The organism is Mucilaginibacter gossypiicola (assembly GCF_900110105.1).
Lineage (GTDB): Bacteria > Bacteroidota > Bacteroidia > Sphingobacteriales > Sphingobacteriaceae > Mucilaginibacter > Mucilaginibacter gossypiicola.
Map to the genome: position 1 here is coordinate 122,295 of NZ_FOCL01000011.1, position 23,453 is coordinate 145,747.

Annotated in this window: 20 protein-coding genes; 16 read left to right on the top strand and 4 right to left on the bottom strand. The window is 42.9% G+C overall.

Annotation, left to right across the window (positions count from 1 at the left end; all coding sequences use genetic code 11):
- The first annotated feature begins 147 nt into the window (after positions 1–147).
- From BMX50_RS27535 to BMX50_RS27560, 6 genes are all read left to right on the top strand, one after another.
- Entirely contained in the window at positions 148–1,335 is a 1,188-nt protein-coding gene (locus tag BMX50_RS27535) for an ATP-grasp domain-containing protein (RefSeq protein WP_244281116.1), read from the top strand.
- Positions 1,336–1,462: 127 nt separating this feature from the next.
- A complete protein-coding gene (locus BMX50_RS27540) occupies positions 1,463–2,560 on the top strand; it encodes a carboxylate-amine ligase (protein ID WP_091218154.1) in 1,098 nt (365 codons plus the stop codon).
- A gap of 227 nt (positions 2,561–2,787) precedes the next feature.
- Entirely contained in the window at positions 2,788–3,621 is an 834-nt protein-coding gene (locus tag BMX50_RS27545) for a type 1 glutamine amidotransferase (protein ID WP_091218157.1), read from the top strand.
- A 120-nt stretch (positions 3,622–3,741) separates the two neighbouring features.
- On the top strand, positions 3,742–4,935 hold the full coding sequence (locus tag BMX50_RS27550) for an ATP-grasp domain-containing protein (protein ID WP_091218160.1): 1,194 nt from the start codon (positions 3,742–3,744) through the stop codon (positions 4,933–4,935).
- A gap of 41 nt (positions 4,936–4,976) precedes the next feature.
- The gene (locus tag BMX50_RS27555; RefSeq protein ID WP_244281117.1) at positions 4,977–5,156 is read left to right on the top strand and encodes a FeoB-associated Cys-rich membrane protein; all 180 of its coding nucleotides are present in this window, start codon (positions 4,977–4,979) and stop codon (positions 5,154–5,156) included.
- 66 nt (positions 5,157–5,222) lie between these two features.
- Positions 5,223–8,678 (top strand): trifunctional glycoside hydrolase family 18/polysaccharide deacetylase/glycosyltransferase family 2 protein, encoded by a 3,456-nt coding sequence (locus BMX50_RS27560; RefSeq protein ID WP_091218166.1) that lies wholly within the window; start codon positions 5,223–5,225, stop codon positions 8,676–8,678.
- A 56-nt stretch (positions 8,679–8,734) separates the two neighbouring features.
- On the opposite strand, the gene BMX50_RS27565 is transcribed toward BMX50_RS27560, so the two are convergent.
- Positions 8,735–9,889, bottom strand: a complete 1,155-nt coding sequence (locus BMX50_RS27565; RefSeq protein WP_091218171.1) for a DUF3095 domain-containing protein — start codon at positions 9,887–9,889, stop codon at positions 8,735–8,737.
- A gap of 171 nt (positions 9,890–10,060) precedes the next feature.
- Between BMX50_RS27565 and BMX50_RS27570 the strand changes: the two genes are divergently transcribed.
- From BMX50_RS27570 to BMX50_RS27585, 4 genes are all read left to right on the top strand, one after another.
- Positions 10,061–10,411 carry a glyoxalase superfamily protein gene (locus tag BMX50_RS27570; protein WP_091218175.1) on the top strand — a complete coding sequence of 117 codons (351 nt, stop codon included), beginning with the start codon at positions 10,061–10,063 and terminating at the stop codon, positions 10,409–10,411.
- 135 nt (positions 10,412–10,546) lie between these two features.
- On the top strand, positions 10,547–11,119 hold the full coding sequence (locus BMX50_RS27575; RefSeq protein WP_091218178.1) for a thermonuclease family protein: 573 nt from the start codon (positions 10,547–10,549) through the stop codon (positions 11,117–11,119).
- A gap of 30 nt (positions 11,120–11,149) precedes the next feature.
- Positions 11,150–13,585 carry a penicillin acylase family protein gene (locus BMX50_RS27580; protein WP_091218182.1) on the top strand — a complete coding sequence of 812 codons (2,436 nt, stop codon included), beginning with the start codon at positions 11,150–11,152 and terminating at the stop codon, positions 13,583–13,585.
- 7 nt (positions 13,586–13,592) lie between these two features.
- A complete protein-coding gene (locus tag BMX50_RS27585) occupies positions 13,593–13,931 on the top strand; it encodes a hypothetical protein (protein ID WP_091218186.1) in 339 nt (112 codons plus the stop codon).
- A gap of 55 nt (positions 13,932–13,986) precedes the next feature.
- On the opposite strand, the gene BMX50_RS27590 is transcribed toward BMX50_RS27585, so the two are convergent.
- Together BMX50_RS27590 and BMX50_RS27595 are read right to left on the bottom strand one after the other, a co-directional pair.
- Positions 13,987–14,667 (bottom strand): lipid-binding SYLF domain-containing protein, encoded by a 681-nt coding sequence (locus BMX50_RS27590; RefSeq protein WP_208864814.1) that lies wholly within the window; start codon positions 14,665–14,667, stop codon positions 13,987–13,989.
- Positions 14,668–14,764: 97 nt separating this feature from the next.
- On the bottom strand, positions 14,765–15,244 hold the full coding sequence (locus BMX50_RS27595) for a DUF1203 domain-containing protein (protein WP_091218193.1): 480 nt from the start codon (positions 15,242–15,244) through the stop codon (positions 14,765–14,767).
- Between the two features lie 234 nt (positions 15,245–15,478).
- On the opposite strand from BMX50_RS27595, the gene BMX50_RS27600 reads away from it, so the two are divergent.
- Both BMX50_RS27600 and BMX50_RS27605 read left to right on the top strand, forming a co-directional pair.
- A complete protein-coding gene (locus tag BMX50_RS27600; RefSeq protein WP_091218196.1) occupies positions 15,479–16,465 on the top strand; it encodes a LuxE/PaaK family acyltransferase in 987 nt (328 codons plus the stop codon).
- Between the two features lie 141 nt (positions 16,466–16,606).
- Complete coding sequence (locus BMX50_RS27605; protein ID WP_091218352.1) at positions 16,607–17,326, top strand: PH domain-containing protein; 720 nt, start codon at positions 16,607–16,609, stop codon at positions 17,324–17,326.
- 132 nt (positions 17,327–17,458) lie between these two features.
- Here BMX50_RS27605 and tyrS read toward each other — a convergent pair whose 3' ends face one another.
- The gene (gene tyrS, locus BMX50_RS27610; protein WP_091218199.1) at positions 17,459–18,742 is read right to left on the bottom strand and encodes a tyrosine--tRNA ligase; all 1,284 of its coding nucleotides are present in this window, start codon (positions 18,740–18,742) and stop codon (positions 17,459–17,461) included.
- 161 nt (positions 18,743–18,903) lie between these two features.
- Here tyrS and BMX50_RS27615 point away from each other — a divergent pair, with 161 nt between their 5' ends.
- The 4 genes from BMX50_RS27615 (at position 18,904) to pyrR (ending at position 23,403) form a co-directional block, all read left to right on the top strand.
- A complete protein-coding gene (locus BMX50_RS27615) occupies positions 18,904–19,578 on the top strand; it encodes a hypothetical protein (protein WP_091218202.1) in 675 nt (224 codons plus the stop codon).
- Between the two features lie 243 nt (positions 19,579–19,821).
- Positions 19,822–21,789: a 30S ribosomal protein S1 gene (gene rpsA / locus BMX50_RS27620; RefSeq protein WP_091218204.1), complete on the top strand. Its 1,968-nt coding sequence runs from the start codon at positions 19,822–19,824 to the stop codon at positions 21,787–21,789.
- A 216-nt stretch (positions 21,790–22,005) separates the two neighbouring features.
- Positions 22,006–22,398 (top strand): ACT domain-containing protein, encoded by a 393-nt coding sequence (locus tag BMX50_RS27625; protein ID WP_091218207.1) that lies wholly within the window; start codon positions 22,006–22,008, stop codon positions 22,396–22,398.
- Positions 22,399–22,854: 456 nt separating this feature from the next.
- Positions 22,855–23,403 carry a bifunctional pyr operon transcriptional regulator/uracil phosphoribosyltransferase PyrR gene (pyrR, locus tag BMX50_RS27630; protein WP_091218210.1) on the top strand — a complete coding sequence of 183 codons (549 nt, stop codon included), beginning with the start codon at positions 22,855–22,857 and terminating at the stop codon, positions 23,401–23,403.
- The last annotated feature ends 50 nt before the right edge of the window (positions 23,404–23,453 follow it).

Here is a 23,453-nt window from a genome sequence, read left to right on the forward strand (position 1 = left end):
AGAAACAAGAGAATAAAAGACAGGGATTAAGAATCAGGAAATCAAGAGTCAGGAAGCAAGAGAAAAGAATTTAAGAAGCAGGAAAAATAGGAGGCAAGATATAACACTGAAACCCAAAGAAAAACAAACATATAAACACCTACTATCATGAAAAAAATCGGTATCTTATTCGGACAGGAAGATTCATTTCCACAAGCATTTGTTGATCGTGTAAACCAAAAGGCAGAAAAAGGCATCAGTGCCGAGTTTGTAAGACTTGATAAGGTAATGCAAGCCGAACCGCTTGACTATGCTGTGATCATCGACCGTATTTCGCAGGATGTGCCTTACTATCGTGCAGCCCTAAAAAATGCAGCAATTTGCGGAACGGCCGTAATTAACAACCCATTTTGGTGGAGCGCTGACGAAAAGTTTTTCAACAACGCACTTGCTGTAAAAATCGGGGTTCCGGTACCTAAAACCGTGATCCTGCCATCAAAAGAACTTCCCGACGATACTATTAACAAATCGTTCCGAAATTTGGCTTACCCGTTAGATTGGAACGGCATTTTTAATTATGTTGGTTTCCCTGCCTATATGAAACCTTTTGACGGCGGCGGCTGGAAAGAGGTTTATAAAGTAGAAAATGAGAAAGATTTTTTTAGCAAGTACGATAAAACCAAACAACATGTAATGATGCTGCAGGAAGAGATTGTTTTTGACGATTACTTCCGCTGCTACTGCATTGGCGGTAAGCATGTACGCATTATGCAGTATGAGCCACGTAACCCGCACCATCTACGTTATGAACACGGTAAGGCTCCGGCTTCTAAAAAACTATTGGACACTGTTAAGGACTATGTAATAAAACTAAACCAATACTTAGGGTACGATTTTAACACAGTGGAGTTTGCCGTTCGCGATGGTATTCCTTATGCTATTGATTTCTGCAACCCTGCCCCCGATGCCGAAGTTACCAGCGTAGGCCAGGAAAACTTTGACTGGGTGGTTGAAACTGCCGCCGATTATGCTATTGAACGGGCCAAAGGTCAAAAAGATGGCCTGGACAACCTTACCTGGGGCGAGTTTGTAAAAACATCGGCCGCAAAAACCCCGCTTGTTGCGGCTGTTAAAAAAACTGTTAAAGCCGATGTCACAGTAGCCGTGGTTGACCATGCTATTGAAGCAGAAGGGAAAGTGAAGAAAGCTAAAACAGTTAAAGCGCCGGTTGCAAAAGCCGCCGCCGCTGTGAAGGAGCCAATAGCAAAAGCAGCCGCGGTAAAAGAACCTGTTGTAAAAACGACCGCGGTAAAAGAAAAAGCAGCGCCTAAACCTAAAAAGGCTGCTAAGAAATAATATTAAGTCATTCCGAACTTGTTTCGGCACCTCACCTGCTAAATTAAATTTGCATGGTTTATACCTTGCAAGTGGGGTGCCGAAACAAGTTCAGCATGACGTTTTTTATTAATAAACCCAACCAATTATGAACGAGTTTACCTTAGGTGTTGAAGAAGAATTTATGGTGATCGATCCCGTGTCGCGGGAGTTAAAATCGCATGAGCAAAGAATAGTGGATGCAGCTCAAAAAATCCACGAAGACCAGGTAAAGGCCGAAATGCACCAGGCCGTAGTTGAGGTGGGCACACATATTTGCCGCAATACTGAAGAAGCCCGTAAAGAAGTAAGCAAGCTTCGTACTACAGTGGCGCAACTGGCCGGAGACATTGGCTTACGGATTGGTGCCGCGGGCACACATCCCTTTTCGCACTGGCAACACCAGTTAATTACTGATAACCCCAGGTATTTCGAAATTGTGGATGAGATGCAGGAAGCGGCCCGCTCAAACCTAATTTTCGGCTTGCATGTACATGTAGGCATCCAATCGCGGGATATGGCCATTCATATCGCCAACCAGGTACGGTACTTTTTGCCACACGTGTATGCACTTTCAACCAATTCGCCGTTTTGGGAAGGGCGAAATACAGGTTTCAAATCCTTCCGCACCAAAGTTTTTGACAAATTTCCGCGTACCGGCATCCCCGATTATTTCAGCAGTATTGAGGAGTACGACCGCTACATTAAACTGCTGGTAAAAACCAATTGTATTGATAACGCAAAAAAGATCTGGTGGGATATCCGTGTACACCCCTTCTTTGAAACTATCGAGTTTCGCATTTGCGACTGCCCAATGCTGGTTGATGAAACCATTGCGTTTACCGCTTTATTTCAGGCTTTGTGTGCCAAGCTGTATAAGCTCAGAGCGCAAAACATGAAATTCATTAACTATTCACGGGCACTCATCAACGAAAATAAATGGCGCGCAGCCCGTTATGGTATCGACGGTAAAATGATTGACTTTGGTAAGGAAATGGAGGTAAACACCCGCTCGTTAATATTGGAGTTACTTGATTTTGTTGACGATGTGGTTGATGAGCTTGGCTCACGCGATGACCTGCAATACGTGCATAATATACTGGAGCATGGTACCGGCGCCGACAGGCAACTGGCCATTTATAATCAAAATAATAACTTTGCCGACGTGGTGGATTATATCACATCGCAAACATTGAAAGGGTTGTAGGAGCCGGCCGAGCTCTTTCATATACAAAAATGTCATTTTGAAAGAGCAAGGGAGGATTGAGCGGCGGAGCGAAAGAGGAATCTTATACGCCATATCATGAACAAGAGGTATAAGATTTCTCCTCACAGCCAACACACAATCCCAACCGGCTCGTCGAAATGACAATTGTTTTTTATTTGGTAAATACGGAATCCTAAAGCAAGGATAATAATAGATAGATATAGCAGATGACTGAGAAACCGGAAATAAAAGTGGCCATACTTGATTTGTATGACGGGATAGCGAACGAGGGTATGCGCGGCTTCCAGGATATTTTGAAGCGATACCGAACTAAACATGATCTGAATTTAAGTTATCAGATCTTTGATGTACGCCGCAAATGCGAAATGGCTGATCTCAATTTTGATATTTATATATCAAGCGGAGGTCCCGGCAATCCATTGGAAACCGAGGGTACAGAGTGGGAAAAGAAATATTTCAACCTGGTTAACAAGCTGGAAGATCATAATCTGTCTAACAACAGTAATAAAAAACATGTGTTCTTCGTGTGCCACTCGTTTCAATTAATGTGCCGTTATTACAAACTGGGCGATATCAATATGCGCCGGTCGCCCTCGTTTGGTGTGCTACCCGTAAATAAGACTGAACTGGGTTTGAGTGAGCCATTATTTGACGGTTTGGTCGAGCCTTTTTTCGCTGTTGATTCGCGCAGCTGGCAGGTGATCAATCCCGATGAAAAACGTTTTAAAGAATTAGGCATGCAACTGGTGGCAATTGAAAAAGAACGCCCGCATGTTGATTTACCAAGGGCGATGACGGCCATCAGGTATAACGATTATTTCTTCGCCACACAATTTCATCCCGAAGCCGATGCAGGGGGCATGAAAGGGATGTTGCTTCGCGAAGAAAAAAAGCAAGAGGTGATCAGTGAGCATGGCGAGGTTAAATATAAAGAGATGCTGGAACGCCTCGACGATCCGGATAAAATAACACATACCCAGCATACGCTGATCCCTAACTTTTTGGATATGGCGGTAGAAAGTGTATTGGGTGTGGTATGACTATAACACTATGTCATTGCGAGCGCAGCGCGGCAACCGCATACTATACAGGGCGGTAATGCTTCCGTGCGATTGCTTCGTCGTTCCTCCTCGCAATGACATCGTTAATATGAATTGAACATGAATCCATCAGCCAGAAAAACATTTAACGAAAAATTTAACGACGAGAAATACAGCCAATTTCTTGATAAGCTCAATAACGGTTTAAGAGAACCTGTTCCCTTCCGGGTAGCAGAAACACCTGTTTTTTTGACTGCCGATTTTCGTGATAAGCTTATAGCTGCCGGTAATGATATAGTTGATACTATCCTGAGACCCGATTTTAAAGAGCTTACCGAACGCGCCATTCCCGATTTTTGGCGGGTGGCGAATGAAAATGATCATCCCCATTTTATTGCCCTTGATTTTGGCATCTGTAAAGATGAGCAGGGAAATATCGTACCCAAACTGATCGAATTGCAGGGCTTCCCCTCACTTTATGGTTTCCAGGTACATTTAGGCGATACTTACCAGGAAGTGTATGATCTCCCTGGCGATGAAACTATCTTTTTTGACGGGTTAAATAAAGAGAGTTATCTCGATCTCCTTAAAAAAACAATTCTTGGCCCCTACCTGTCCGATGAAGTTGTGCTGATGGATGTAAATGCCCCGGAACAAAAAACGGCAGTCGATTTTTATCTTACCCAAAAGTATATCGGCACGCCGGTGGTATCGTTAAGCGATCTGATCCAGGATGGTAAAAAGCTTTATTACATGGCCGGCGATGAAAAGAAGCTGATCAAACGCATTTACAACCGTTTGATATTTGATGAAATAGCCGGCGATCCGGAGGTTTTCACCAAAGTTGCCGATATCAGGCAGCCCCTTGAAGTTGAATGGATCACACATCCAAATTGGTTTTACCGGATCAGCAAATTCACCATGCCTTTTTTAACCGGTGACTATATCCCCAAAACACAGTTTTTGCACCAGTTAGAGCAAATTCCCGCCGATTTGGAAAACTATGTACTTAAACCGTTGTTCTCTTTTGCAGGTCAGGGTGTAATTATTGATATTAGTAAAGAGGACTTAGAGGCCATTACAGATCCGGAGAATTGGATCTTACAGCAAAAGGTAAATTACGAACCTGTTGTACAATCGCCGGAAGGCGGCGTAAAGGCCGAAATCAGGCTGCTTTACCTTTGGCCCGATGGGGATGAAAAGCCAACGCTTGCCATTAACCTTGCACGGTTAAGCCGCGGAAAAATGATAGGAGTACGTTATAACAAGGATTTTAACTGGGTTGGCGGCACAATTGCTTTTATGCCCCGTTAAACTTTGTACTAATTACCCTGTCTGTACGTATATATTAAATAATGCTTAATTTTGTCTTTATGAATATGCAGATCATCATTATCGCGATACTTTTTGCAGGCGCTGTTTTCTACATCGGCCGTATGATGTACAGAGCGCTCACTACCAAAAAAAGCTGTGGTGGCAATTGCAAATGTGGTGTTGATTTTTCAGGTATTGAGCCTGGAAAAACCGCCAAATAATGCTAAATTCCCATTTCATACAATCTTCATAACTAACCAATACTTTTAGTAAAGTAATTTCTCTTAATGTCATCAAGCAAGCAAGTTTTTCAGGCTGATAATCCCGGTAGGTGGAACCGTTTTAAATGGTTAAGCCGTATACTACTGGCTGCATTGGTTATTGGTATTATAGCCGTAATTGTAACTATCCGTTCAACATATTACCCCGAGCTTCCCAATCTTAATCCTGCTCCCAAAAAAATGACCAAAGAGGAGCTTGAGAAGTTAAAACAGTCAACAAAATTCAAATCGTTCAAAATTCAAAAATCTGAAATAGAGGCCCTTGAACGTGCAAAAAAACTGCATCAACTTAAACAGCCCAATAATAAAGACCGTATCAACGCCGCTTTTTACCGTGCGTGGGAACCACAAGCCTACAACTCACTGGTAGTGAACATTAGCCACCTGGATATGGTGGTAAGCGAAGGTTTTTTTATAGCCCCAAACACCGATACCGTAATAACAAAGCTTGATACCGGGTTAATGAACCTTAATAAAAAATACAATAAGCCAATTATTGTATCATTGTCAAATTATGTAAACTATGACAATGCCCATGGCGGCTACGACACTAAGGATGTAGAACGTATTGTTAACAACAAGGCACTCCGTAGCAACTTCATTAACAGCATAGTTAACTCACTAACTAAAAACAAGCTAAAGGGTATCAATGTTGATTTTGATGAGCTCAAAGATCGGAACAGCAAAAACTACATCACTTTTCAAAAAGAGCTTTATGAAACCCTGCATGCAAAAGGTTTCCTGGTTACGCAAAACATAGTACCGGAAGATGAAACTTTTGATATTACCAAGCTGCAACACGTAAATGACTTCCTGTTCATCATGGCTATTGATGAGCATTATGAAGCCACAAATGCCGGTGATCTGTCAAACCAGCGCTGGGTTGAACAGATACTGGATGATGTATGTTCAAAAGTCCCGTCGGAGAAGATAATTTTAACATTTGCAGGCGGGGCCTATGACTGGCGTGAAAACAGCGTTGGTAAAACAATGGGCTACCAACAGGCTATCAGTACCGCCGACGAACAAAAAAGCAAGATCACCTTCGACCCTAATTCGGCCAACCTGCACTATACCTATATGGACAAGGACAGCCTTGACCATACTGTTTATTTTACTGATGCGGCAACTAATTTTAACGTTATCCGCATGGCTGATGACTGGGCTACCGGTGGTGTGGCCTTATGGCGTTTAGGTGCCGAAGACCCACGTTTGTGGACATTTTTCCAGAAAAACCTGTCGATAGATTCTTTGAGAAAAACCGGTATCGACATGCGCAAACTCACCTCGGTAGGTTTGAACAACCGTGTAAATGTTGATTATGATGGGGATGGCGAGGTACTTGACCTCATCACAACGCCTACCACTGGTGAGATCAACGTAAAAATGGATACTTCCACGTTTACCATTCTTGATCAGCATTACATCAAGCTTCCAACCAAATACGTGATCCGCAGGTATGGTTATGCCCCTAAAAAAGTGGTGTTAACTTTTGATGACGGTCCCGATCCTGATTTTACACCGCGTATTTTAGATATTCTTAAAGCCGAAAAAGTACCTGCCGCATTCTTTGTAGTTGGCTCTATGGCCGAAAAGAACATGCAGCTGCTGCGCCGTGAATATGAGGAAGGCTATGAAATAGGCAATCACACCTTCTTTCACCCCGATATTTCGACCATCAGTTTAAAAAGGGTAATCCTGGAGCTTAACTCTACCCGTAAACTTATCGAATCGGTAACCGGCCGAAGCACCATTTTGTTCCGCCCGCCATTTAACGCCGATGCCGAGCCGCAAACCCTTGCCGAGGTTATCCCGGTTGCTGAAAGCCGCCGTCAAAGCTACATCACTATTGGCGAATCTATCGACCCATGGGACTGGCAGCCCGGCGTAACTGCCGATAGTATTATTGCCCGCACCATAAGGCAAAAAGATAACGGATCGATGATATTGCTGCATGATGCCGGTGGCGATACCCGCGAAGAAACTGTTAAGGCCCTTCCCGAAATTATCCACTACTTCAAATCGCACGGTTACCAGTTTACTACCATTGCCGATGTACTTGGTAAAACTAAGGACGACCTGATGCCGCCGATTAAAAATGACCCAAGCACAGGCATTTTCGGCCCGGCTTATGACGTTTTTGTTCATGGTTATTACTATATCAACTGGGCCCTGATCTATGTATTCCTGTCTGCCATATTCCTGGCTATTGGCCGTATTGTGCTAATCGGCATTTTAGCAGTGAGGCAGCGAAGCGTAGATCAAAAATCTAAAAAGCTCAATCGTGATACTGACGTAATGCCACCGGTGAGCATCATCGTTCCAGCTTATAACGAGGAGGTGAATGCAGTAGCAACAATACAAAGCTTGCTTAAAACAGATTATCCTTCGTTCGAGATTATTTTTGTTGATGACGGATCAAAAGATAAAACCTTTGAGGTTGTAGAAGCTGCCTATAAAGGCAATCCGCTTATCAAGATCCTAACCAAACCAAACGGCGGTAAGGCATCTGCATTAAACTTTGGTATCACCCATGCACAAAATGATTTTGTGGTTTGTATTGATGCTGATACCCAACTCAAAACCGATGCAGTATACCAACTCATGACGTACTTTACCGATGAGGAAATAGGCGCAGTGGCCGGAACGGTTAAAGTTGGTAACGAAACCAATATCATTACCCGCTGGCAGTCGATAGAGTATATCACCGCCCAAAACATGGACCGCCGTGCATTTGACCTTATCAATAGCATTACGGTTGTACCAGGAGCCATCGGGGCATTCCGTAAATCGGCAATTTTCCGAGCGGGCGGCTTTACATATGATACCCTTGCCGAGGATTGTGACCTTACTATGCGCATTCTGAAACAAGGCTACGTGGTACGTAACTGTGCCGAAGCCGTTGCTTATACCGAAGCGCCTGAAACAATAAACATGCTGCTTAAACAACGCTTCCGCTGGAGCTTTGGCGTAATGCAGAGCTTTTGGAAAAACCGCGACGCACTGTTTAACAAAAAGTACAAGTTTTTCGGAATGGTGGGGATGCCCAACATCCTGATTTTCCAGATCATATTACCGCTATTCTCTCCCCTGGCAGATTTGATGATGCTATTCGCCCTGTTTGGCGAAAAACCGGAGAAGATGCTGCTTTATTATGTAGCCTTTGTGGTGGTTGATTTCATTGTAGGTATCATTGCTTTCCGCATGGAAAAAGAGGACTACAAGAAGCTCGTCTACATTATTCCGCAACGTTTTATGTGGAGGCAGCTGATGTACTACGTACTGTTTAAATCACTGCGAAAAGCATTAAAAGGTGAGCTAAGCGGTTGGGGCGTGCTCAAGCGTACCGGTAACGTTAAAGTTGACGGTTCGGGCAGCAAAAAATCGCAGCCTGTTTATATCGTTATCGGCGTTGCAATAATTGCCGCAATTGTATACCTGCTTTACAAACATTACAGTTAAATACCATAAAACTATCCAAGGTCTTTTGCCGCTGTTTAAAAACAGCGGCATTTTTTTTATACCGTGGCCAGCTTATTTTTGATAAAACCAGCCGCTTTGGTATATCCGCCTTCCGATCCGTCCACAAAATGGATATGCCCATCCTCCAGGTCGCGCACATAGCATGACATCACCGATTCGCGGCTTACATGAAAACCAAAGTACAGTTCGCCATCTTTTTCAAGTTTGGTTAATACCTCCTGCAGTTTTTTCCGTTGTGCCGATGTGCCGGATATTACCGTATTGATCTTACCATCGATAACCAGTGTATCCGACATTTCAACCAGGCGGTTCAAGTAATGTTTCCCCTCCTTAGTATTGAAATAGATATAGCCGTAAAGCATCACCATCCATTCTTTAAGCAGCTCCATCACCTTAATTTTACCCAGCTTTACTTTCATTTCCCGGCCCAGCCTGTCGAAAGTTGATTTAAGTTTCAGCTTCGGGACTGATATCGGCTGCCGCTTTTCCGGACCGCCATAAATTTCATCGATATAACAGATCACTTTTTTGAAAACTTCGGCCTGTTTATTCTCCTCCCGGGCAACCACCAATAGCGATACCACTTCATCTGCATTTTGAGGCGGTGGAATTTTGTCCCAGCGGCATTGCATACCGGTAAGGTCAAGCTCACCCTCCTGCGCCATATAATCAAAGGGCTCATCCTCACGGCCTTTTATCATCTTTTCGGCATAGCTTAAGCCATTACCTAAAACAACCGGAATGGTAAAATTGCCGGTTGTGCAATATTTACTGATACAGAGCTTATATCCTTCGTCATAAACTTGTTTAACAGGCACAATACCGGTTCGCAATTCAAGGTCGAAGTTTTTACGTGTATTATCCTTATATAAAACAAGTGCCTGCATCACGGTATCAACAATGGGTGCGGGCACAATAAACGTTGCACCATCGCCCCCAAAAAAGAACGGCACCGTTATATGATGTTTAAAAGCTATATTGAGTACAGACACAATGCTGCCGGTAGCAACAAAATTCAGATTTTCGTGCTGTCCGCTGCTTACGGCAAAGGTACTTCCTTTAATGTCGGTAATGATGATATGCCAGTCGGCAGGTACGTTGTCAAACAACTCCTCTTTAATAAAAAGTTCACCAAGCGGTATGGTGTTCACTTTCAGATCGGAGTAAAAGTTTTGGTCGATGGCAGGCATTTTTTTCTTAAATAAAAACAGGCTGATTATACTTTAAAGATCGGGTTCAATTACGAAAAATGATACAGTATCGATGCAAAAAATATTTTTAATTGTTGTGATTTTTCAAAGATAAGTTCGACATTCAATGCGGGTTAAACCTACCCGATATAAACCATCAACGCCAAGCAAATGAAAGCTATCGAAATTATTTCTATCCCTGTAACTGATCAACAGGCAGCCAAATCCTTTTACCTTAATTTAGGTTTCGAAATTATGGTTGAAGCCAATTTTGACAAACAAACCTGGATCCAGATGTCGTTTCCCGGCTCACCGGTTTCCATCACACTGGTAAACTGGTTCCCCGAAATGCCTGCAGGCAGCGTACGCGGTTTTGTAATTAAAACCGATGACCTCGACAAAGAAATAGAAGAGCTGAGAGCAAAAGGCCTTGAAGTGGCCGATGCCGAAAAAACACCATGGGGCAGGTTTGCGACAGTAAAAGATCCGGACGGCAATGCGCTGAGTTTGCATGGGAAATAGAACCGGGATTTGGGGGATTTTTCGGATTTATGGGATTTTTCTTATCCAATCTGAAAATCCCTCAATCTAACAAATCCAATAAATCACTTAATCCGTTTAATCCGGGTTCAGAAAAAAAATCTGCATTTTTACCCCATGCTAAAAAGGTACTCTGCCCTCCTGTTTATTCTTTTGATTTTATGGGGATGTAACCCCAACAATACCAAACAACCCGATGCCGATGTTTATAAAGTTGTTAAAGTAAAAGACGGGGATACCTTAGGTTTGCTTACCAGCGATAATCAGCAGCTTACCGTAAGGCTTGCCGAAATTGACTGTCCCGAAAAATCACAGGCCTTTGGACAGGCAGCTAAAAAATTCACATCAGATCTGTGCTTTGGTAAAGATGTAAAACTAATTGGTAATGTGCATGACCGCTATGGCCGTACCGTGGCACAAGTAATACTTACCGATGGCACTAATGTAAATTATGCGTTGGTAAAAAACGGGTACGCATGGCAATACAAAGCCTACTCCAAAAGTACTGAACTGGCAGCCCTGGAACAACAAGCCCGCGAAAACAAGCTTGGCTTATGGCAGGATGCCAACCCTACCCCTCCCTGGGATTTCCGCAGGGAAAAGAAACAATCCAAACCAGATTCGCTTCAAACCCCCAAGCCTAAAAAACATTACCATAAGCGTAAGCCAAAGCTTGAATATGCAGCCTAAATAGTTAACTTTAGGGGCATATCATCAACAATGAAGTTTACAAAAGCATTCATATCCATATTTTTTACATTACTGCTCATTTGGGCATTGCAAACCAAATTCGGCGTTGTGCCGCCATTGGGGAAATTTTTGAGTCCGGCCGATGGTTTTTGGCAAAACGCAGAAAGTAAAAACATTTTGCCAACGCTCGATCTTAAACTTAAAGGCCTGCAGGGCAAGGTTACCATTAAGTTTGATGAAAACCACATCCCGCACATTTTTGCCAACAATAAGCACGACCTGTACTTTGCTCAGGGCTACATGACCGCCACCGATCGGCTATGGCAACTGGATATCCAAACCCGCCAGGCTGCGGGCAGGTTGGCCGAAGTTATTGGCCCCAAAGTATTGGATATTGACCGCTATCACCGCCGAATGGGCATGGTTTACGGTGCCGAGAAAACAATAAAAGCAATGATGGCCGACCCTGTAATCAGGGATATGATCCTGGCTTATACCGATGGTATTAACAGTTACATTCACCAGCTAAGCCCCAGGGATTACCCTATAGAGTTTAAGCTGCTTAACTATGCCCCTGAAGACTGGAAGCCTATCAATTGCGCATTTTTACTTAAGCTGATGTCTGAAACATTGGCCGGCGGCTCAAACGAATTTGCCATGACCAACATTCTACGGAAATTTGGACCGGCTACCACCAATGATCTCTTCCCGGATTATCCTATGCACGAGGATCCAATTATCCCGATAGGAACAAAATGGGATTATTTTAAACCTCTTCCTATTCCCAAACCGTCCACACATTTTTTAGCCAGTATGACCGACAGTGCCAATACCAAGCCCCGTGTTGAAGGTATAGGTAGCAATAACTGGGCAGTAGCGGGCAGTAAAACAGCAAGCGGCTATCCTATTTTGGCTAATGATCCGCACCTTAACCTTACTTTACCTTCTATCTGGTATCAAATACAGCTTTCTGCACCGGGTATAAATGTTTATGGGGTATCATTACCGGGGGCTCCCTGTGTAATTTTAGGTTTTAACAACAATATCAGCTGGGGCATTACCAATGTTGATGCCGATGTATTGGACTGGTACCAGGAAAAATTCAAAGACGCAAAAATGGATGAGTATTGGTATAATAACCAATGGAATAAAACCACACGCCGCGTAGAAAAAATTGATGTGCTCGGTGAAAAAGCTGTTTATGATACGGTTGTTTATACTCATCACGGCCCTGTTGTTTATCAAACCGACGCCCAAAAATCCGATGGTGCGGACTTTGTACCTGTTGGGCATTCCCTTCGGTGGATAGCACACGAACCGTCGAATGAGTTAATGGCTATGTACCTGTTAAATACCGGTAAAAATTACGATGACTATCGCAAAGCACTTACCTTTTTCAGTGCCCCTGCTTCAAATTTTGTTTTTGCCAGTAAAGATGATATAGCCATTACTCCCAATGGTAAATATCCGCTTAAATATAAAGACCAGGGCAAATTTATTTTAGACGGCACTGATCCTGCCGATGACTGGCATGGCTGGATACCATTTGAACAGGACCCAACCGTTAAAAATCCACCGCGCGGCTTTGTAAGCTCAGCTAATCAATCATCAACAGATCCTACTTATCCATATTATATAGATTGGTCTTTTGCATCCTATGAGCGCGGCAAACGTATTAACGACAGACTATCGGTTATGACCAAAGCCACCGTAGATAGTATGCGCATCCTGCAAACCGATGTGTACAGCATCCGTGCGCAGGATATTTTACCAACTATGCTCAAATACATTGATCCGGCCAAACTTGATGCCGCGCAACTTTTTGCATACCATGAGGTCATCAAGTGGGACAAAAACGTTTCGGCCAATTCAATAGGCGCCACCGTATTTGGCGATTGGTGGTCGCAGCTCTACAATGCCATATGGGCCGATGATTTTGCAGATAAAAACCTGCAAAGCAACTTCCCGTCAATGGATCGTACCGAGCGATTGTTGCTGAAAGAACCCGATTCCAAATGGTTTGATGATATCCGCACACCGGCAAAGGAAACAGCCTCAGATATAGTTAATAAAGCTTTTGCAGCTGCAGTTAAAGAAATTACCAGCCGATGCGGAAAACCTGGGGCAAACTGGCAGTGGGGCAAATATAAAAAAATGGAGATAGCCAGTTTGTCGCGCCAGCCGGCCTTTGGCTCAGGCAATTTTGAATCGGGAGGCACAGGGTCAACCGTTAACGCTTTAAATGATAACCATGGCCCATCGTGGCGTATGGTAGTACAAATGGGGCCAAAGGTAAAAGGCTACGGTATTTTCCCCGGCGGTGAATCAGGCAACCCCGGCAGTTTCTTTTACAACGATATGTTCAAAACCTGGAATGAAGGACAACTGAAAGAATTGCTTTTTATGCAATCGGCCAGTGAGCAGTCGCCCCGTATTAAATCAACTTATACATTAACCGGTAAATAATAGCAATATGTTATTCCTCATCATACTTATACTTTCATTTGCCAGCGGATATTTTTTACCCTGGTGGATAGTTGCTGTCATCTCTTTTTTAACGGCACTTTTTATAGGCACTACAGCAAAAAGTTCTTTTTGGCAGGCATTTGTAGCCGTTTTAATTGTGTGGATAGTATTAGCACTTTTTAAAAGCGTACCCAATGATCACATCATGGCTACCAGAATAGCCCATTTGTTTCACTTGCCCGGCTGGGCTTATATACTGGTAGTGACAGGTGTTTTAGGAGGCCTGGTTGGCGGGATGTCGGCGCTTTCGGGCTTATTGCTCAAGCGGGCATTTCAAAAGCATTAAAACAAAAAATGCCCGGCTAAAAAGCACGGGCATTTTTGTTACAGATGCGTTTTTATTAAAATGAAGCCAATGTTTCTTTTAACGTCTTAACCGCTTCGGTTGTACTGGTTGCCTGGGCAAAAATATCCTGCGAGGTTGCTTTTGCACCGTAATAAGCAGCGTTTGAATCTTTATCGATACCAAGGTTTGAACCGTTAATGCTTATACCCGCAAATAAACCTTTACTGCGCGAGTAAGAATAAACCTCGGCCTGCAGCTTATAGTCGGTACTTGCTGTTGAACTGCGGCCAACCGGGCCTGCCGCTGCCGAAATATCGCCGCCGATAGTAAAATCTCCGTTTTTAACTTTGGTTAGCACGCCTTTGTTGCGGAACACCAATACCAGATCCACCGATTGCACGCCAATCTGTAAACCAAAGCTACCGCCTGTTAAGGTAACAAATACAGGGTCGCTCCATTTGCCATTACCTAATTTTACCATGGCTACGCCTTTCCCGCGTTTACCGCCAATACCAAAACCGGCGTTGATCATTTTAGGAATGATCACTATACCTTCGTATTCTTCCAATAACTGATGAGGGATGCTTTCCTTCATCTTGGCAAACTCTTTCAGCACATTTGACGCATTATGGATGCGCTCCGTTTGCTTGCTGTCGTCATCGGCAGGCTTTGCCGATATCATTACAAAAAAGAGACCTAACAAAACCGGGAGTCTCAAAAATTTTAATGTTTTCATGGGGATGGATGGTTAATATGATTAATTGTTATCTGCTTCTATACTAAACTAACCCCCAAAACACGTACTTGTTTTTTAATTTTATGTAATCTCAAAGTCAAACACGCTCAATTTTGCATATAAAACAGCATGCCTGAGCATTTCTGGCATGTAAATATTCAACATGAGCATTTTCGGCAAATATTTCGGCTATCAGTTCATCCACATCTGCCTCACCAACAAGCCGGGTTAAAACCATTTGCTGTGCCTTGTTATAACCAATCAGCGACAGCGGGAAGCTCTTTTTATTAGCCTTGATTTCGGGCGGGAAACGATAGATATCGCTATATTCTTCTACATCTACAGCATTGATGAATACCGGCCCCGGTTGGTTATATGCATTTTCAATTTCAAACGGCGAATGTTTCAATAAAAGGCGCTTATCGACATTACGTTCGAAGGGTTTAAGCGAAACCCGGCAGGGCCCAAGCCCGGTGGCCAACTGTTCAACCACTTCGCCTCCAAAGTCGTCGGTCATGGTAGTCCTTATTTTTTGCGCGAATGATTTGGACAGGGGTACAATTTTAAATGTGTTCATGATTATGGTGTTTTTATAGATCAAAGGTCGGGCGGCGAACGAAGCACTTCAACCCGAAACTTGCGGTGTTTATCTGAACCGGGATTTTGAACCCTGATTTATAGGATTTAAAGATTACATGATATCAAGCAAATCCTCCAATCAAGTAAATTACGGTTCAATCTTGCTATCATGTAAATCCTATAATCAAGCAAATCATGGTTCAAATCTTGGTTTTCCTTATCTTTGCCCCAAATGAACAGACCCGGTAAACAGCAGGTATTTTCTATCAGTACCGACGAGCAATTTAACGCAACCGCCTTGCAGGTTTTTAATTACCAGGCAAAGCATAACCCGGTTTACAGGCAGTTTATTGAGGGGCTGAAAATTGCCCCGGCGTCAGTAACATCTTACCAGCAGATCCCGTTTTTACCTATTGAGTTTTTTAAATCGCATACCATATTGAGTACTGATGAACCTGTTGAGGTTACCTTCACCAGTTCGGGTACAACCGGCATGATCACCAGCAGCCATAGGGTAACAGACACATCCTGGTACGAGGATAGTTTCCGTAAGGCATTCGAGCTTTTTTATGGCGATAGCAGGGATTACACCGTTTTAGCCCTGCTCCCCTCCTACCTTGAACGCGAAGGTTCATCGCTCATTTACATGGTTGATGACCTTATAAAACAATCAAATAATCCTGATAGCGGCTTCTTTTTATACAACCATGATGAGCTGTTTCATCAGCTTAAAAAGCAACAGGCGGTCGGAAAGCCTACGCTTTTAATAGGGGTAACTTTCGGCCTGCTTGATTTTATTGAAAACTATCAGGTTAACTTTCCTGAGCTTGTTATAATGGAAACCGGCGGCATGAAAGGCCGCAGAAAAGAGATGATCCGCGAGGAATTGCATGATATTTTAGGTAAAGGCTTTGGTGTAAACCACATCCACTCTGAATATGGGATGACCGAGCTCCTGTCTCAAGCTTACTCCAAAGGTGATGGCATTTTTAATTGCCCGCCTTGGATGAAGATCATCATCCGCGATACTAACGACCCGTTGAGCACGTTACAAACTAATAAGACAGGTGGTATCAGCGTTATTGACCTGGCTAATGTAAACTCCTGCGCCTTTATTGCCACACAGGATTTAGGCAGGATTTACGCCGATGGCTCATTTGAAGTATTAGGACGCTTTGACCAGTCGGACATTCGCGGGTGTAATTTACTGATAGCCTAATATTTGTTGAGAACCAGGAAGTCAGGAATTAAGAGCCAGGAAAATTGCTGAATAAGATTTTTTCTTGATTCTTAACTTCTGATTGTTGACTCTTTGACCGTTATAATTATTATTTTTGCGCGCATCATAAATGCTAAAAACATGATTGAGAAATTTTTAACAGAGGAACAGGATCCTAAAGCAGTTGAAAAGGTTTATTCACGTCTTGTTGATTTGCTGTCAACCGGCGAGGAAATTATTTACATAGCCGTTCAGAAAAAACCGCTGGTTAACCTTTTTCCCGACTGTATAGCTATAACCAACAAACGTGTATTGTTTTTTACCCCGGCCAACCTGGGTTTATCCATCAAGTTTGTTGATTTTGTTTGGAAAGATATTGTTGACGTACATACCAAAGAGGAGATCATTGGTGCTGTATTCAGCGTGAGGACTACGGGCGGAGCCGAAATGGCCGTTGATTACCTGCCTAAAGTTCAGGGCCGTAAACTATACCAGTATGCCCAGGAACGTAAGGAAGTTGAACGCGAAGCCCGCCGCCAGCGTGAGCTTGAGCAAAAACGTGCCGAATCGGGCTCTATCCAACTGGAGAACTCGCCTGCCCGTGCTTTTGTGCCGCCAGCTTCGCCGCAACCGTTTTCAAGTCAAACAAATGGTTACACAGCTCCCGTGGTTACCGCTCCGGTTGCTCCACCAGCACCTGCTCCGGTTGTACAGGAAACACCTGCGCCGGCACCAACCCCAGCTGCTAAACCAGATGAGCTAACCGAAAAATTAAAGAAACTAAAAACCTTGTTTGATAACGGCCTTATCTCACAGGAAGAATATAACGCCAAGAAACTGGATTTGCTGAGCGACTTGTAATTGGTCATTGAGTCATAACAAAAGGGGCGACGGATGTACATTCGTCGCCCCTTTTGTCATTAGGTCATTTTTATATCTCGAGCCAATCCAAAACTTACGAAGTTTTAAAAACTTCGTAAGTTTAATCAAGTGTTACTCCGCAACTATCAAAAAGTAATTCTTCTTGCCTTTTTGAGCTACGATGAATTTGCCGCCAATTAAAGCTTCGGTATTATAAACATCATCAGCAGTACCTATCTTAACTTTGTTGATAGCGACACCGCCACCTTGTATCATCTTTTTAGCTTCGCCTTTTGATGCAAAAACAGCCGTTTTCGCAGCCAACAGATCGGCAGCATTAATGCCCTGTTCTAATTCGCTTAACGCTATAGTGTAGTTAGGTACGCCGGCAAACAAACCCAAAACCTCAGTTTCATTCAGTTCGCTCAAAAATTCAATACCTATATTACCAAATAAAAACTCCGAAGATTTTATTGCCTTTTCGTATTCAGCTTCGCCATGCACACGGATGGTGATATCCTTAGCCAATGCTTTTTGCAATACACGCGTGTGTGGTGCGGCATCATGCTCAACCTCCATTGCTTCAATAACTTCACGATCAAGCAAAGTAAAAATGCGGATGTATGATTTAGCGTCAACATCTGTAGTGTTTAACCAAAACTGGTAAAACTGGTAAGGCGAAGTACGCTCAGCATCAAGCCAAACTGCTCCGCTTTCGGTTTTTCCAAATTTTGTACCATCGGCTTTCTTGATCAGGTTGGTAGTTAGGGCAAAAGCCTCACCGCTGTCTTTACGGCGGATTAGCTCAGTACCGGTAACAATATTACCCCATTGATCGCTGCCGCCCATTTGTAATGAGCAGTTATGGTGCTTCCACAGGTAGTAAAAATCGTAGCCTTGTACCAACTGGTAAGTAAACTCGGTAAACGACATACCAGTGTCGCCTTCCAAACGTTTTTTCACCGAATCTTTGGCCATCATATAATTAACCGTGATGTGTTTACCAACATCGCGGATAAAATCAAGAAAAGTAAAGTTTTTGAACCAATCGTAATTGTTCACCATTTCGGCACTGTTGGCGCCGGTATTAAAATCGAGGAAACGGGTAAGCTGTTTTTTTACCGCCTCCAGGTTATGCTGCAGCACATCCTCTGATAATAAATTACGCTCGGCCGATTTGCCCGACGGATCGCCCACCATGCCGGTAGCACCACCAACCAGTGCATAAGGTTTATGGCCCGCACGCTGAAAGTGGATCAGGGTCATGATTTGGGTAAGGTGACCAACGTGCAATGAATCGGCAGTTGGGTCAAACCCGATATATCCCGAAGCCATACCTTTATTTAACATATCCTCGGTTCCGGGCATTTCGGTATGCAGCATGCCGCGCCAGCGTAATTCTTCAACAAAGTTCATATCAAGTTCTGTTTCAAAAAGGTGCAAATATAAAAGAATAATTGGCTGGGCAGGCAGTCTTTATCAACATGATACAGGTTAACTACAGGTAAAATCTGTTTCAAATAATTACTTATATTTTGTATCTTGAGCAAAACCGGGTATTTTGCAAGGCAAGGCTTATGAATTTTTTATCGCATTTTTATTTCGACAGGGATACTACCAACTGCTACCACGTGCTGGGAACAGTACTGCCCGACCTGTTGAAAAATGCAGATAAAAACATCATCCTTCATCCCGAAAAATTGCACCACACTGATAACGAGGTTAATTCGATCATAGCCGGATGGAACAAACACCTTGATGTAGACCGGTATTTTCACTCGTCTACCTTTTTCACTACCCGTTCGCACGAGCTAAAAAAGTTATTGGCGCCAGCCTTGCATGGCTCGCCCGTAAAACCATTTTTTTTAGGACATATTGCACTTGAACTAATTATTGACAACCTGCTGTTAACCACAGGTAAAATAAGCGTTACTGAATTTTACGATCATTTAGATGGCTGCAAGGACGATAAAATAAGAAGCTTTTTAACCTTTGCAGGGCTTGAGGATACTGCCGTTTTCTTTAAATTTCACGAAGGTTTTAAAAAAAGCCAGTACCTGCATACCTATGCCGAAACCCATCAAATTGCCTATGCACTAAAACGGATCTGTATGCGCGTTTGGAAAAATCCATTCACACCTGAGCAAGAGGTGATCATGGATGAGATATTGAGCAGCTACCGCGAAGAAATGCTAAATGATTTTATGCAGATTTTTGAAGAGATAGACGCTAAATTAACTGGCGGTGAATAAAGATTCGTTTATCATAACTCATTAATTTATAGTACAGATAACAACGTAAAGCATGTTATCAAATGGTTTATTCAGCGTAAAATCCCGTTCAACTTTAACCCCTACCCGCCTAATCTGCCAAAAAACTTATAAAAGCACCTAAAATATAAGCAATTAACATTAAAAAATTTCTTTTTTCAATAAAATATATCCGTACCTTTGCAGTCCCAATTAACAAATTGGGAAAAGGAGAAAAATTATTTAATGGCAAAAAAACAAGAAGCAGAAAAAGAATTAAAAGCGAAAGAAGCTGAACTGGGTACAGTTAAAGCGGCTGGCGAAAAAGAAACAATTGAATCAGAAGCTGATTCAATATCTATCGAAGAGATCAAATCAAAAATTGCAGCTACACCAAGCGAAGATTTCGACTGGGATGCTGACGATAAAAAATTTGGTAACTACAGCGATGACGACCGTGAGAAATTTGAGAAATTGTATGATGGAACTTTCAGCTCTATCACCAAAGGCGAAATCATCACCGGTACTGTTGTTAACGTTAACAACAAAGATGTTGTACTTAACGTAGGTTTCAAATCAGACGGTTTAGTATCAGTATCAGAATTCCGTGACACTCCTGATCTGAAGATCGGTGACAAAGTTGACGTTTTTGTTGAGTCGCAGGAAGATGCTAACGGTCAGTTAGTACTTTCACGCAAACGTGCAAAAACTCAAAAATCATGGGAGCGCATTAATTCAGCCCTTGATAATGATGAGATCATCACCGGTTTTGTTAAGAGCCGTACTAAAGGTGGTTTGATTGTTGACATTATGGGTGTTGAAGCCTTCTTACCTGGCTCACAGATCGATATCAAACCTATCAGGGATTACGATGTGTATGTAGGTAAAACTATGGAATTCAAAGTTGTTAAAATCAACCACGAATTCAAGAACGTTGTGGTATCGCACAAAGTGCTTATCGAAGACGATCTGGAAAATCAAAAAACTGAAATTGTTGCCCGCCTTGAAAAAGGTCAGGTATTGGAAGGTACCGTTAAAAACATTACCGACTTTGGTGTATTCATTGACCTTGGTGGTGTTGACGGCTTACTGCACATTACAGATATTTCTTGGGGCCGTATTGAGCACCCACGTGAAATCCTGGCATTGGATCAAAAGATCAACGTTGTTGTTCTTGACTTTGATGACGAGAAAAAACGTATCGCTCTTGGCTTGAAACAATTAACCCCTCACCCTTGGCAAAGCCTTTCTGAAGACATTCAGGTTGGTTCAAAAGTTAAAGGTAAAATCGTTACCGTTGCTGATTACGGCGCATTCCTTGAAATCATCCCTGGTGTTGAAGGTTTGATCCACGTGTCAGAAATGTCATGGTCACAAAACCTGCGCAACCCTCAGGAATTCCTGAAAGTTGGTGACGAGATCGAAGCTCAAGTATTGACTTTAGACCGCGAAGAGCGTAAAATGTCATTAGGTGTTAAACAATTAACTCCTGATCCATGGCAAAACGCTGCTGAAAGGTACGCAGTTGGTACTCAGCACGTAGCTACAGTTAAAAACATGACCAACTTTGGTGTGTTTGTTGAACTGGAAGACGGCATCGACGGTTTGATCCACATCTCTGACCTTTCTTGGTCTAAAAAAGTTAACCACCCTAACGAATTCACTAAAGTTGGTGAAAAATTAAACGTGGTTGTACTTGAACTTGATGTTGAAAACCGCAAATTGAGCTTAGGCCACAAACAGCTTGAAGAAAACCCTTGGGATACTTTTGAAACTATCTTCACTATCGACTCGATCCACGAAGGTACCGTTATCAAAGTAACTGACAAAGGTGCTATCGTTGCTTTACCTTACGGTGTTGAAGGCTTTGCGCCAACCAAACACCTGGTTAAAGAAGACGGTAAGAGCTTAAAAGCTGAAGAAGCTGCTGAATTCAAAATCATTGAATTTAACAAAGAAAACAAACGTATCGTTATTTCACACTCACGTATCTGGGAAGAAGCCCGCGCTGATGCCCGCGTACAGGAATTTGAAAACCGCAAAAAAGAAGCAAAAGCTGCTACTAACGCGGTGAAAAAAGTGAAAGATTCTGTTGAAAAATCAACTTTAGGCGATCTTAGCGTATTAGCTCAATTAAAAGAGCAAATGGAAGGTGCTGAAAACAAAGCCCGCAAGGCTGCACCTGCTGCTAATAGCTCTGAAGAAGAAGCATAATTTTAGCTTAACACTTTATACAAGCCTCCCGATAAATCGGGAGGCTTTTTTGTTGGGTGAAACTTTTTGTATTCCATGTTATACTTGCGCTCGTTTGTAACGAGCGCTTAATATGGTTTGGCGATTGTATCGCCTTTGCGTTACAAACGCAAACCCAGGCTGCACACTCGTTTTAAACGAGCGCGAGTTAGCATGTTTTTAATTTACTTTTGTCATATGACCGGAGAAACCAATCTCAAGACCCTGCTCAAAAACATGACACCCGTACTAAATGAAGGTGATTATGTTTATTGCACGACAACATCTTTAAATAACATTAACACCGATGACATTATAGCGTTTTTTAAAGAACAGGAAGCTATAACCGTCATCCTCAAAAAGGAAACCGCGGATAAATTAAGCCTTGAATATAGCTACGTTGCCGCCTGGATCACTTTAACCATCCATTCATCACTGGAAGCAACCGGGCTTACTGCAGCATTTGCAACCGCATTGGCTAAAGAAAACATCAGCTGTAATGTGGTGGCAGCCTACTATCATGACCACATTTTTGTAGCTAAAAAAGATGCGGAAAAGGCGATGGAAGCGTTGAAAAAGCTATCAGAGTAATCCTCATTCCCAACTCCCACCCGTCATTGAGGTACGAAGCAATCGCAAACTTTACAGGACGGCCATAAAAGCGACTCTGTACGTAGGGGGTTGCTTCGTACCTCGCAATGACGCAATTGTAAGTTGTTGATTATAAAATATATTTTAAAAATCTATTTTATAACATGGGCGTTGCCTGCGGCCCGGGCTTTCCGTTATAAGTCCTCGCCTTTCCTGCCCTCACTCCCTACACACGCTGCGGGCTTTACACTGCAATCACTAACGCGGCCTCCGCACAACATCCCTAAAATATATTTTGCTCGTCATCACGATTTTTTCCAGGGTCTCTCTGGTGGTTACTCGCAATGACGCCGTGAAGAGCGACTGTTTAAAAAGGATTATTGTTAACCCCACTTTCAAAACTCATCCTCCAAAACTCAAAACAAATTATTACTTTTGCCCAAATCCACCCATACGATGCAAAATCTAACACTGCTCGACGGACAAAAGTTTCAAATCACCATACAACGTTTATGTCGCCAGTTAATTGAAAATCATAACGACTTTTCAAATACAGTACTAATTGGTATCCAGCCGCGTGGCATTTATTTAGCCAAACGCGTTGCCGAAGAACTTAGGAAAATCCTTCCGGATAAAAATATACTGCAGGGCGACCTCGATATCACCTTTTACCGCGATGATTTTCGTCGCCGTGAATCGCAGCTGGTACCTAATCAAACCAAAATTGATTTTATTATTGAAGGTAAAAAAGTGATCATGATGGACGATGTGCTGTGGACCGGCCGCACCATCCGCGCAGCGATGGATGCCATGCAGGCATTCGGCAGGCCAGAGAAAATCGAGCTTTTAGCTTTGGTCGACCGTCGCTACTCACGCCACATCCCGGTATCTGCCGACTATGTAGGTATTGAAGTGGATTCTATAGCGTCGCAAAAAGTAGTGGTAAGCTGGAAAGATACGGATGGGGAAGACAAGATAGTGCTGGTTTCAGAGGCACAGGAATAATATAATATGTCATTGCGAGCGATAGCGTGGCAATCGCATGCTATACAGAG